The following is an 11,909-nucleotide window of genomic DNA, read 5'->3' on the forward strand; positions in this document are numbered from 1 at the left end:
GGGTCGGGTAAATCCTGACACGGGTTTCAGAACTGTCCGATAGGTGCCGATACCGTTTTTGTATACAGTTAAAGCACGCGGTCACCGAATCAAAAACCAGATGGCCGCCAGGCCGGATTGCCGGGCCCGGGCCAAAAGCATCAGCTTTGGGCCGGGGCAGCCGATAACGCGATGCGGGCTCGAAACAACAACTTTAGGGGATTGGTCATGTCGCTGCTGTCTCGCAAACCTTATATCGTCGCCATCGCCGTGATGGTGGCCGCCGCCGCCGTGTCGATGGCCAGCGCGCTGGTCGGTTAATCCGGCAACCGGCGCCGCCCCCGCAGCGCCAGCAACAACACGAGCACGCTGCCGGCCAGTGCCGGCACGTTGCCCCAGCGGATATACGGCGTCAGGCCCTGTGTGCCTTGCACGTCCGCCGTCAGCGTACCCGCTTCAAACGTCGGCAGCTTCGCCTGCACCGTCCCGTCCGGCCGGACCACGGCCGTCATGCCGGTATTGGTGGCGCGCAGCATCGGCCGGCGCATTTCCAGGGCACGCATGCGCGAGATCTGCAGATGCTGGTCCAGCGCGATGGTGTCGCCAAACCAGGCCAGGTTGGTCACATTGGCCAGCAGGTTGGCGGGCGTGGCCTGCTGCCGCAGGGTGGCCGCGATTTCCTCGCCGAACAGATCCTCGTAGCAGATATTGGGCGCCACATGGATGCCGCGCACCGGCACTGCCGGCTGATCCAGCGTGCCGCGCCGGAAGTCGCCCAGCGGCATCTTCATCATGTTGACGAACCAGTGGAAGCCGAACGGGATGAATTCGCCGAACGGCACCAGGTGGTGCTTGTTGTACCGGTAAAGCGCCTCCAGCTCCGGCCCGATGGCGAACACGCTGTTGGTGAAGTCGACGGGCGAATCGGCGCCCGCCGCACCGAAGACCACGGTGGTGCCGGTCTTCTCCATATAGGTGCGCACATCCCTGGCGATATCCACCGGCAGGTCCTGCAGGATCACCGGGAACGCCGTTTCTGGCGTAACGACGAGGTCCGCCGGCGCCGCCGTGATCATGTCGCGGTACAGCTCCAGCGAACGCTGGATGCCCACCGGCTCGAACTTGATGTCCTGCGCCACGTTGCCTTGCAACAGCCGCACGCTGACAGGCTTGCCGATCGGGGCGGTGTACGCCACCGGCACCAGTGCCAGGCCGCCGCCCAGCGTGGCGGCCACCAGCCCCGCCGACCATCCGGCGATGCGGGTGGCGCCCGGTTCGGCACGGTGCAGTGCGGCGCGTACGGCGGTGACCAGCAACGCCGATGTCGCCGCCGCCAGGAATGCGATGCCGTAGACGCCAAGCAGCGGCGCAAAGCCCGACAACGGGCCGTCGGTATGGGGATAGCCGCTACCGAGCCAGGGGAAGCCCGTGAAAAGCACGCCGCGCAGCCATTCCGACAGCGCCCAGGCCGCGCCGAATGCCAGCGCGGCCAGGACGCCACCACGGCCGCGACCCGTCAGCCAGTGCCAGACGCCGGCGGCCAGCGCCGGCCATAGCGACAGGTACGCGCCGAACAGCACCACGGCCAGCGCGGCCATCCACGCCGGCATCTCGCCGTAGACGTGCATGCTGATATAGAGCCACCAGATCCCGGACAGGAACCAGCCCATGCCGAATGCGTAGGCCGTGGCGGCTGCCGCACGCGGGCGGCCTGCATCGGCAACCAGTGCCACCAGCCCGGCCAGCGACAGGATCTGGAGCCACCACCAGTCATGGGGCGCAAATGCCTGCGTATGGGCCACGCCCAGCGCGGCGGCGATCAGCAGCCGGAACAGCATGCCCTGGCGCGATGCGCCGAGGGCGCCAGCGGAAGCGGACGAAGCGGAGGAAGGGGAAGATGGACCGGCACCGATCAGCGGATCGGCGCGACGGGTGCCCACGGCGTCGGGCGTGCCGGCGCGCTTCATGCGTCGGCCACGCCGTTGGTGTCGGCCGGAGCCTCGCGGTGTACCTGCAGCAGATGCACCTGGCGCGCGTCGGCGCGCAGCACTTCAAAGCGGATCGGCGGCAAGGTGATGACCTCGCCGCGATGCGGGACATGGCCCACGTGGTTGGTCAGCAGGCCGCCCACCGTGTCGACGTCTTCGTTCGGGAAGGCCGTGCCGAATGCCTCGTTGAACTGCTCGATCTCGGTCAGGCCACGTACGCGCCAGGCGCCGTCCGCGGTTGGCAGGATCATGTCCTGGTCTTCGTCCAGATCGAATTCGTCCTCGATGTCGCCGACGATCTGCTCCAGTACGTCTTCGATCGTGACCAGCCCGGCCACGCCGCCGTACTCGTCGACAACGATTGCAATATGGTTGCGATTGATCCGGAATTCGCGCAGCAGGATGTTCAGGCGCTTGGACTCCGGAATGAACACGGCCGGGCGCAGCGTTTCGCGCAGGTCGAAATTCTCGTCGGTGTAGTAGCGCAGCAGATCCTTGGCCAGCAGGATGCCGATGATGTTGTCACGATTGCCCTCGTACACCGGAAAGCGCGAATGCGCCGTCTGCTGCATGTAGGGGATGAACGCTTCTGGCGTATCCGCGATGTTGACCGCATCCATCTGGGCACGGGGCACCATGATGTCGCGCGCCGTCAGCTCCGACACCTGGAACACACCCTCGATCATCGAGAGGGAGTCGGCGTCGATCAGGTTGCGCTCATGCGCGTCCTGCAGCACTTCCAGCAGTTCGGCGCGGGTGTCCGGCTCGGGGGAGATGAAATCCGAAAGGCGTTCGAGGAGGGATCGGGGCCGATCCGGCTGCCTGTAGCTGGCAGGCTTCGAACTGGGATAGGGGTCGTTCATGTCGCGGCTAGCGCGTGGTGGAGATCGTCTGAAGCATACACTAAAAGGCTTGCAGCCCCGTGACGGCCGGATTGCAATGGCGCCGGCATCACGGGAGGCACCCCTTTGTGCTTATTAGCGCACAGGCTGGTACGGGTCGCTGAAGCCCAGCGCCTGCAGCGTTTCGGTTTCGATGGCCTCCATTTCCTCGGCCTCGGCGTCGTCCTCGTGCTCGTAGCCCTGCGCGTGCAGCACGCCGTGGACGATCAAATGTGCATAATGCGCCTCCAGCGGCTTCTTCTGCTGCTTTGCCTCGGCTTCCACCACCGGGCAGCACAGCACGATGTCGCCGGTCACGGGGTCGTCGGCGCCCTCGGCATAGGCAAATGTCAGGACATTGGTCGCGTAGTCCTTGCCCCGGTACGTGCGGTTCAGCGCGCGGCCTTCTTCCTCGTCCACGAAGCGGATGGTCAGCGCGGCATCGTCATACAGTGCCGACTTCACGCATTTTTCGATCTGCTTGCGGGACGGTACGCCGGGGCGCCTGCGCGTGCCGTCGCCGAACTGGATGTCGAGCTCCACCTCGGCCGGTGTGGCCGGCGTGCCCGTGGTGGTCACGATCGGCGTGGCCGTCACGGCGACCGACAGCGCGTCGCCGTTGTCGGGGCGCACCAGCAGGCCGGCCTGCTGGCGGGTGTCGGTGTGCTCGGCCAGCAGCGCCACCACGCCGTCATTGGCCTGCGACAGGTCGAGCGTCAGGCTGCGGCCGTCGGCCAGCTGGATGCGCAGCGCGTGTGCCGATGCCTTGCGGGCGCGGCCGTCGGCATCGAACAGGACAACGCGCGTGGCGTCGGGCGTCTTGGTTGCGGGAGACTTCTTGGTCAAGTTCAGGCGTCCTTGTGCTGGGCGTGATATTCGTCGTAGGCATCGACGATGCGCGCCACCAGCGGATGGCGCACCACGTCGATGCTCGAAAAGCGGGTAAAAGCGACGCCGCGCACCTCGCGCAGCACGTGCTGCGCCTCCACCAGGCCGCTCTTCTGGCCGCGCGGCAGGTCGATCTGCGTGGTGTCGCCGGTGATCACGGCCTTGGAGCCGAAGCCGATCCGCGTCAGGAACATCTTCATCTGTTCCGGCGTGGTGTTCTGGGCCTCGTCCAGGATGATGAAGGCGTGGTTCAGCGTGCGGCCGCGCATGTAGGCCAGCGGCGCGATCTCGATCATCTGGCGCTCGAACATCTTCTGCGTGCGATCGAAGCCGAGCAGATCGTACAGCGCGTCGTACAGCGGGCGCAGGTACGGATCGACCTTCTGCGCCAGGTCGCCGGGCAGGAAGCCGAGCCGTTCGCCGGCCTCCACGGCCGGACGCGTCAGCACGATCCGCTTGACCGCGTCGCGTTCCAGCGCATCGACGGCGCAGGCCACGGCCAGGTAGGTCTTGCCGGTACCGGCCGGCCCGATGCCCAGCGTCAGGTCGTGCGACAGGACGTTGCGCAGGTACTCGCGCTGCATGGCCGTGCGGCCCTGCAGCCCGGCACGCCGCGTGTGCAGTACCGGCGAATCGTCTTCGAGATCGGGCGATCCGGCGTCGTCGCCGTTGCCGGGCAGGTAGGCGCCATGCGCGGCGATCTGGCGCGCCTCGACCAGCCCAAGCTGCACGTCGTCGATCGACAACGTCACCTTGGCGTTGTTGTAGAAGCGCTCCAGCGCCAGCGCCGCGTCCTGCGCGCGCTCGCCCCGCACGGTCATGCGGTGGCCGCGACGCTGGATCGTCACGTCGAGCGCCTGTTCGATCTGGCGCAGGTTTTCATCCAGCGGCCCGCACAGGTTCTGCAGGCGCGTGTTGTCGTCCTTGGGGGCGACGAATTCTGCTGTCGGAATCTTCATAAAGGCTTATTGGCGCACAACGATTTCGCCGCGCAGCGAGTGCGGGAACGCCTGCGTGATGCTGACGTCCACCATCTGGCCGACCATGCGGTCGCGCTGCGCCTGGGGGATGCCCGGCAGGGCGAAGTTGACCACCCGGTTGTTCTCGGTGCGGCCGTGCAGTTCGGTCGGGTCCTTGCGGGCCGGGCCCTCCACCAGGATGCGCTGCACCGTGCCGACCATGCCCTCGCTGATGCGCACCACATTTTCTTCAATTGCGGCTTGCAGGATCTGCAGGCGGCGCAGTTTCACGTCATGCGGCGTGTCGTCGTGCAGGTTCGCGGCCGGCGTGCCGGGGCGCGGGCTGAAGATGAACGAGAACGACGTGTCGTAGCCGATGTCGTGCACCATGGCCATCAGCTTGTCGAAGTCGGCATCGGTTTCGCCAGGGAAGCCGATGATGAAGTCCGACGACATCGACATGTCCGGGCGGATCGTACGCAGGCGGCGGATGATGCTCTTGTATTCAAGCACGCTGTAGCCGCGCTTCATCGCCATCAGCACGCGGTCCGATGCATGCTGCACGGGCAGGTGCAGATGGTTCACGAGCTTGTCGCAGCGTTCGTACAGCTCCACCAGGCGCGAGGTGAATTCCTTCGGATGGCTGGTGGTGTAGCGGATGCGCTCGATGCCGGGAATCTCGGCCACGTATTCGATCAGCAGGGCGAAGTCGGCGATCTCGCTGGTGCCGCCCATCGTGCCGCGGTAGGCATTCACGTTCTGGCCCAGCAGCGTGACCTCGCGCACGCCCTGGTCGGCCAGGCCGGCCACTTCGGCCAGCACGTCCTCGAACGGACGCGACACTTCCTCGCCGCGCGTGTACGGCACCACGCAGTAGCTGCAGTACTTCGAGCAGCCTTCCATGATCGACACGAAGGCGCTCGGGCCATCCACGCGCGCCGGGGGCAGGTGGTCGAACTTCTCGATTTCCGGGAACGAAATATCGACCTGCGACAGGCCGGTGGACTGGCGGCGGTTGATCAGGTCGGGCAGGCGGTGCAGCGTCTGCGGGCCGAACACGACGTCCACGTACGGGGCGCGCGAAACGATCGCCGCGCCTTCCTGGCTGGCCACGCAGCCACCCACGCCGATCACCAGATCGGGCTTGGCGGCCTTCAGCGCCTTCATGCGGCCCAGTTCGGAGAACACCTTCTCCTGGGCCTTCTCGCGGATCGAGCAGGTGTTGAACAGGATCACGTCGGCGTCTTCGACGTTGTCCGTGGGCTCCATGCCCTGCGTGGCGTTCAGCACGTCCACCATCTTGTCCGAGTCGTACTCGTTCATCTGGCAGCCGTACGTTTTGACAAATACCTTCTTCATGGTGCCGGTCTCAGTGGTTTACCTGGGGGCATCAGGGCACAACAGGTTGATTCTTAAAGGGTCAGTGCGCGGCCTTCCAGGCCTTCACTTCCGCGTCGGTCAGTACCCATGCGGTCAGCAGCTGGCCATAGAGGTCGAGCTTGTATCGCACGTTGAGCGTCTTGCCCGCCGCCGCATTCGGATTGACCAGCACGGTGTCGGCGCTGAAGATCCGCAATCCGGGGGCCACGCCATGGGCCTTGCCATCGAGCTTTGCCTGCAGCGGGTCGGTGGCCGTCGGCCGCGCCAGTTCCAGGCGCGCCATCGGGGCGTCGGCCGGTATCACGCGCACGGGGGCGCCGGCCACCGTCAGATTCGTCACCTGGGTCGTGACCTGGCCGGTGGACTGGGCCGTGGTCTGGGCGGTCTGCGCCATGGCAGGGACGGCGGACAACAGCAGCAATGCGGCGCACGCGATGTGCGACGAACGCGACAACGGCTTCAGCATGAAGGCTCCCGACAAGAAATACACCGATCGTTCTTGGAATACCGCCGGCGCCGGACGCCATCACGCTTGCAGCCATCGCGCAGGCAGGGTAACCCCCGATTTTACCCGTTTGCGCCGTGGCCGGGGGAACCGCACGCCCGGCACTTGTGGCGTAGCCGCCTCAGAACAGGCAGGTGCCTCCTGCAGCACACGCTGCTTGGACACGGTGCCCATCAGTTCGCGGCTGGCGGCATCGCGCACCAGCGGAATGCGGTTGATACCGTGCTCGGAGAAGATGGCCAGCGCGTCGCGCAGCCGGGAATCGGGCGTCAGGGACGGGAACGCCAGGTCGCCCAGGGACAGCAGCGTGGCATCGGGCGCCTCGCGCTGGGCGCGCTGGACGGCATGGATCGAGATCGCCCCCAGCAGCGTGCCGGCTCCGTTCACCAGATACAGGTAGCGTGTGCCGGTCTCGGCGAACTTGTCGGCCGCCTGGGCCACCGTGGCGGCGGGGTCGATCACGGTGCTGGTCGGATCACATAGCCCGGCCAGCCGCAGGCCGCGCGCGCGTTCGGCGGCCGCCGAGGCCTGCGCGCGCTCCACCACCACGCTGTAGAGCGACAGCGTCTGGCAGCGCGACGCCGTGTAGTACGCCGCCACCGCGCCAATCATCAGCGGCAGCAGCAGCGTGGGCGCCAGCGTCATCTCGAAGACCATCAGGATCGACATCAGCGGTGCCTGGCTGGTGGCCGACAGGAAGGCCGTCATGCCGACCAGCGGCAGCACCGGCGTGGACGTGCCGCCCGGAATGCCCAGCGCCACGAGCTGGCCCAGGGCCGCGCCCACGAACATCGATGGCGTAAACACGCCGCCCACGGCGCCCGAGCCCATGCTGACCACGGTTGCCAGCAGCTTGGCCAGCAGCACGCCCCAGACCGCCACCGACAGCGGTTCGTTGCGCAGGATGGTCTGGATCGTGTAGTAGCCGTTGCCCACCACTTCGGGCACCACGATGGCCAGCAGCCCGACCAGCAGGCCGCCCAGCGCCAGGCGCGCCACCGGGCCGCCGGGCACGTGCCGGAATCCGTTGCGGGCCAGCGTGTTGGCGCGCATGAAGACCGCGCCCGACACCCCGGCGATCAGGCCGATGCCGGCGGCGGCCAGCAGCAGGTGCGGTTGCTGGAGCAGGTCGGGGCCGATATGCAGGCCCGTGTAGAGCGGTTCGAGGCCGCCGTGCCACTGGCTGACCATGGTGCCGGCCACCGACGCCAGCAGCAGCGGCATCAGGCGTTGCACGGCCAGGGCGCCAAACACGACTTCGGCCACGAATACCGCGGCCGACAAGGGCGTGTGATAGGCGGTGGCCAGGCCGGCCGCCGCGCCGCACGCGGTCAGCATGCGGCGCATGTTGCTGTCCCCGGTGGCCTGGTCGGCGCGCCCGGACGGGAAGATGGATCCGGCCAGCGCGGCCAGCTGGATCATCGCGCCTTCCTTGCCCACCGAACTGCCCGAGACGATCGAGCAGAACGACGACAGCGCACGCAGCAGCGTGATGCGTACCGGCAGCCGGCCGGTGCCGCGCGCCACGGCTTCCATGTATTCGCTGGGCAGGGTCTCGTTGCGGGCATAGTGCCGTGCCGCCACCAGCAGCGCGCCGGCAAGGGCGCCGCCCACCACCGGGATCACGACACGCCAGGCCAGGGCCAGGCCCGCGAAGATCAGCACGATATCGGCGTCCTTGCCAAACATGACCAGCCCGCTGGCCTCCAGCGCGTCCTTGAACAGCGTGGTCACAATGCCGGCCAGCAGCCCGACGGGGATGGCCGCAAAGAGCGTGACTTCCTGGTCTTCGAGGAAACGGAACCGCATGGCGATGGGGAAGGGCGAGGGAAGGGGGCGCGCCGGCACCGGGTGGCCGTCATGATAGCGCAGCGCCACCTGGCGCCGACAAGCGGCGCGCCGCTTTCCACAGACTGGTACACTACGGGCCTTTCCAGCCCGGGAACGGGGGCAATCGACCCATCCCGCCGGCCCTGACCCTCAGGTACGGTTCTCTACCCGAGCTGCCCCACGATTGGCGCACATCTGCTGCGCAACGGGCAGCCGAAGCGTCATTTCATGTCTTTTTCCGATCTTGGCTTGTCCGACAAGCTGGTGCGTGCCGTGGCCGAACAGGGCTACACCACGCCGACCCCGATTCAGGCGCAAGCCATTCCCGCAATTCTGAAAGGTGGCGATCTGCTCGCCGGCGCCCAGACCGGCACCGGCAAGACCGCTGGCTTCACCCTGCCGATGCTGCAGCTGCTGGCCGAAGGGGCGGCGCACAACTCCGCGCCGCGCGGCGGCCGCCCGCAGGTCCGCGCCCTGGTGCTGACCCCCACGCGTGAACTGGCCGCCCAGGTCGAGGAAAGCGTGCGCAACTACGGCAAGTACCTGAAGCTGCGCTCGATGGTGATGTTCGGCGGCGTCGGCATCAATCCGCAGATCGAGGCACTCAAGCGTGGCGTGGACATCGTGGTGGCCACGCCCGGCCGCCTGCTCGATCACGTGTCTCAGCGCACCATCGACCTGTCCCACGTGGAACTGCTGGTGCTCGATGAAGCCGACCGCATGCTCGACATGGGCTTCATCCACGACATCCGCAAGATCCTGAACGTGCTGCCGGCCAAGCGGCAGAACCTGCTGTTCTCGGCCACGTTCTCGGACGATATCCGTGCGCTGGCCGACCGCCTGCTGAACAATCCCGCGTCGATCGAGGTGGCGCGCCGCAACACCACGGCCGAAACCGTGGCGCAGCGCGTGTTTCCCGTGGACCGTGACCGCAAGCGCGAACTGCTGGCCCATCTGGTGCGCCAGCACGACTGGCACCAGGTGCTGGTCTTCACGCGTACCAAGCACGGCGCCAACCGCCTGGCAGAACAACTGACCAAGGACGGCCTGTCCGCGCTGGCCATCCACGGCAACAAGAGCCAGTCGGCCCGCACCCGCGCGCTGACCGAATTCAAGGCCGGCACGCTGCGCCTGCTGGTGGCCACCGACATCGCCGCGCGCGGCATCGATATCGACCAGCTGCCGCACGTGGTGAACTTCGACCTGCCCAACGTGCCCGAGGACTACGTGCACCGCATCGGCCGCACGGGCCGCGCGGGCGCCGAGGGCGAGGCGATCTCGCTGGTCTGCGTCGACGAGCATGGCCTGCTGCGCGATATCGAGCGCCTGATCAAGCGCCAGATCGAACAGGTGACGCTGCCCGGGTTTGAAGTGGACCCCAGCATTGCCGCCGAGCCGATCCAGAAGGGCCGCCAGCAACGTGGCGGCGCGCAGCAGGGCCGTGGCGGCCAGCCGCGCGGCAACGGCGGCGGCAATGCCGGTGGCGGCGAGCGCCGCGCCCCGCGTGCCTCGCAAGGGCCGCGCCAGGAATCGGCGGCCCAGCCAGGCCAGTCGCGCCAGCCGCGCGCCGCACAGGGCGCGCAGCCGGCACGTGGCGAAGGCCGCAACGGCAACGGCAATGGCAACGGTGCAGGCAATGGCGCCGCCAAGCCGGCCGGCCCGCGTCCGCAGCAGGCCCGTTCGCCACAACAACCGCGCCCGCAGCAGGCGCGCCCCCAGCAGCCGCGTCCTGCACAGGATGCCGTGGCTGCGGCTCCGGCCCGCAATCGCCGTCCGGCGCCGCAGGCCGCGCTGCTTGGCGGCAGCCGCAAGCCCGCTCCCTGATCGGACCCAGCCATGGCCAACCCGGATAACCCGCTGTCAGACGACGATGTCCCCTACGCGGGGCTGACGCCCGAGTGCATCCTGGATGCGCTGGAGGCGGCGGGCTTCTATCCGGATGGCCGTCTGCTGGCCCTGAACAGCTACGAGAATCGCGTCTGGCAGGCCGGCATCGAGGATGCCTCGCCCGTGGTGGTCAAGTTCTACCGGCCTGGCCGATGGAGCGACGCGGCCATCCTCGAAGAACATGCCTTTGTGCAGCAGCTGGCCGATGCGGAGATTCCCGCCGTGCCGGCTTTGCCGCTGCCGATGGGCGACGCGTCGGCCAGCACGCTGCTGGCGCACGCGGGCTTCCGCTTTGCCGTGTTTGCGCGCTGCGGCGGCCGCGAGCCGCCGCTGGACCAGGCCGCCACGCGCACCTGGCTCGGCCGCTTCATCGGTCGCATTCATGCCTGTGGGGCGGCCACGGCCTACCAGGCACGGCCGGCGCTCGATATCGACACGTTCGGCGTGGCCCCGCGCGACTATCTGCTCGATCACGACTGCATTCCCGCCGATCTGCTGGCACCCTGGCGCACGGCCGTGGACCTGGCGCTCGATGCGGTGCGCCGCTGCTACGAGCGGGCGGGCGACGTTCGCCTGCTGCGCCTGCACGGCGATTGCCATCGCGGCAATGTGCTGTGGATCGACGAAGCCGATGCGCGCGGCCGGGGCACGCCGGGGCCGCACTTCGTCGACTTCGACGACAGCCGCATGGGCCCGGCGGTGCAGGACATCTGGATGCTGCTGGAAGGCGATCGTGCCGCGATGCAGGACCAGCTGGCCGACATCGTGGCCGGCTACGAGGACTTTGCCGATTTCGATACGCGCGAGCTGTGGCTGGTAGAGGCGCTGCGCACGCTGCGCCTGCTGCACTACAGCGCCTGGCTGGCCAGCCGCTGGCGCGATCCCGCGTTCCCGGCCGCGTTTCCGTGGTTCGGCACGGCGCGCTACTGGCAGGATCGCATCCTCGAACTGCGCGAACAGATCGCGCTGATGGACGAACCGCCGCTCTGGGCGGTCTGATCCATCTGCATCGGCCCTTCCTGGTCCGGCAGGGCCGGTCATCGCGTCAAGCCTGCGGCTTGACCTTCTCCTCCGCCTTCACCATCACCACCGGGCAAGTGGCCTGCGCCAGAACGCGGCCGGCGACCGACCCAAGTACGGCGTCGAAGAACGACCCGCGCCCGTGGGTGCCCATGACGATGGCGCTGGCATTCACCGCCTTCGCATGGCTCAGGATCTTCTCGGGCGGATAGCCATGCAGCGCGTGGCGCTCGAACGGGATCTTCGCGGCTTCCAGGATGGCGCAGACCGGGGTCATGGCCTTGTCGCTGGCCTCGTTGTGCCACGCGTCGATGGTTTCCTTGCTGACGAAGGCACGCACCTGGCCCGTGACGTCGGGCGACACGTGAATCACATGCACCGTGAAGCCGGCCTGCAGCAGCTTGTCATCGGCCAGAAAGCGTGCGGCGGCATCGCTGAAGGCGGAACCGTCGGTGGCAAGCACGATAGTGGACATCGGGGGCATGGCATCTCCTTGGTTGAAACGCTACGGGCGCACGGCTGGCGCGACGTGATCATCATGGCACGTGGACCGTGCTCACACCGTAACGTAGATCAAATCAACGCGTAATTT

The 11,909-nt window shown here is 67.5% G+C and carries 10 protein-coding genes; 2 read left to right on the forward strand and 8 right to left on the reverse strand.

Going from position 1 to position 11,909, the window contains the following annotated elements; translation table 11 throughout:
• Nucleotides 1–296 precede the first annotated feature (296 nt).
• From lnt to D9X30_RS10890, 7 genes are all read right to left on the reverse strand, one after another.
• Nucleotides 297–1,817 (reverse strand): apolipoprotein N-acyltransferase, encoded by a 1,521-nt coding sequence (lnt, locus tag D9X30_RS10860; RefSeq protein ID WP_228770829.1) that lies wholly within the window; start codon nucleotides 1,815–1,817, stop codon nucleotides 297–299.
• Nucleotides 1,818–1,942: 125 nt separating this feature from the next.
• The gene (locus D9X30_RS10865) at nucleotides 1,943–2,830 is read right to left on the reverse strand and encodes a CorC family transporter (protein ID WP_153946590.1); all 888 of its coding nucleotides are present in this window, start codon (nucleotides 2,828–2,830) and stop codon (nucleotides 1,943–1,945) included.
• Nucleotides 2,831–2,944: 114 nt separating this feature from the next.
• The gene (ybeY, locus tag D9X30_RS10870; RefSeq protein ID WP_153946591.1) at nucleotides 2,945–3,694 is read right to left on the reverse strand and encodes an rRNA maturation RNase YbeY; all 750 of its coding nucleotides are present in this window, start codon (nucleotides 3,692–3,694) and stop codon (nucleotides 2,945–2,947) included.
• Between the two features lie 2 nt (nucleotides 3,695–3,696).
• On the reverse strand, nucleotides 3,697–4,695 hold the full coding sequence (locus D9X30_RS10875) for a PhoH family protein (RefSeq protein ID WP_153946592.1): 999 nt from the start codon (nucleotides 4,693–4,695) through the stop codon (nucleotides 3,697–3,699).
• Between the two features lie 6 nt (nucleotides 4,696–4,701).
• Nucleotides 4,702–6,054, reverse strand: coding sequence for a tRNA (N6-isopentenyl adenosine(37)-C2)-methylthiotransferase MiaB (miaB, locus tag D9X30_RS10880; RefSeq protein WP_153946593.1), 1,353 nt, complete (start codon nucleotides 6,052–6,054; stop codon nucleotides 4,702–4,704).
• Between the two features lie 61 nt (nucleotides 6,055–6,115).
• The gene (locus D9X30_RS10885) at nucleotides 6,116–6,541 is read right to left on the reverse strand and encodes a hypothetical protein (protein ID WP_153946594.1); all 426 of its coding nucleotides are present in this window, start codon (nucleotides 6,539–6,541) and stop codon (nucleotides 6,116–6,118) included.
• A gap of 60 nt (nucleotides 6,542–6,601) precedes the next feature.
• A complete protein-coding gene (locus D9X30_RS10890; protein WP_153946595.1) occupies nucleotides 6,602–8,389 on the reverse strand; it encodes a ClcB-like voltage-gated chloride channel protein in 1,788 nt (595 codons plus the stop codon).
• 249 nt (nucleotides 8,390–8,638) lie between these two features.
• Here D9X30_RS10890 and D9X30_RS10895 point away from each other — a divergent pair, with 249 nt between their 5' ends.
• A complete protein-coding gene (locus D9X30_RS10895; protein ID WP_153946596.1) occupies nucleotides 8,639–10,234 on the forward strand; it encodes a DEAD/DEAH box helicase in 1,596 nt (531 codons plus the stop codon).
• Between the two features lie 12 nt (nucleotides 10,235–10,246).
• On the forward strand, nucleotides 10,247–11,296 hold the full coding sequence (locus D9X30_RS10900; protein ID WP_153946597.1) for a serine/threonine protein kinase: 1,050 nt from the start codon (nucleotides 10,247–10,249) through the stop codon (nucleotides 11,294–11,296).
• Nucleotides 11,297–11,342: 46 nt separating this feature from the next.
• Here the strand turns inward: D9X30_RS10900 and D9X30_RS10905 are convergent, their stop codons facing one another.
• Nucleotides 11,343–11,792 carry a universal stress protein gene (locus D9X30_RS10905; RefSeq protein ID WP_153946808.1) on the reverse strand — a complete coding sequence of 150 codons (450 nt, stop codon included), beginning with the start codon at nucleotides 11,790–11,792 and terminating at the stop codon, nucleotides 11,343–11,345.
• Nucleotides 11,793–11,909: the final 117 nt, after the last annotated feature.

The sequence above is a fragment of the Cupriavidus sp. U2 genome (assembly GCF_009663685.2).
GTDB classification, from domain to species: Bacteria; Pseudomonadota; Gammaproteobacteria; order Burkholderiales; family Burkholderiaceae; genus Cupriavidus; species Cupriavidus necator_C.

What these genes read in the sequence shown, in the direction of transcription:
- lnt (WP_228770829.1), bottom strand. Translation starts at nt 1,817, where the DNA reads ATGCTGTTCCGGCTGCTGATCGCCGCCGCGCTGGGCGTGGCCCATACG.
- D9X30_RS10865 (WP_153946590.1), bottom strand. Translation starts at nt 2,830, where the DNA reads ATGAACGACCCCTATCCCAGTTCGAAGCCTGCCAGCTACAGGCAGCCG.
- D9X30_RS10875 (WP_153946592.1), bottom strand. Translation starts at nt 4,695, where the DNA reads ATGAAGATTCCGACAGCAGAATTCGTCGCCCCCAAGGACGACAACACG.
- miaB (WP_153946593.1), bottom strand. Translation starts at nt 6,054, where the DNA reads ATGAAGAAGGTATTTGTCAAAACGTACGGCTGCCAGATGAACGAGTAC.
- D9X30_RS10885 (WP_153946594.1), bottom strand. Translation starts at nt 6,541, where the DNA reads ATGCTGAAGCCGTTGTCGCGTTCGTCGCACATCGCGTGCGCCGCATTG.
- D9X30_RS10890 (WP_153946595.1), bottom strand. Translation starts at nt 8,389, where the DNA reads ATGCGGTTCCGTTTCCTCGAAGACCAGGAAGTCACGCTCTTTGCGGCC.
- D9X30_RS10895 (WP_153946596.1), top strand. Translation starts at nt 8,639, where the DNA reads ATGTCTTTTTCCGATCTTGGCTTGTCCGACAAGCTGGTGCGTGCCGTG.
- D9X30_RS10900 (WP_153946597.1), top strand. Translation starts at nt 10,247, where the DNA reads ATGGCCAACCCGGATAACCCGCTGTCAGACGACGATGTCCCCTACGCG.
- D9X30_RS10905 (WP_153946808.1), bottom strand. Translation starts at nt 11,792, where the DNA reads ATGTCCACTATCGTGCTTGCCACCGACGGTTCCGCCTTCAGCGATGCC.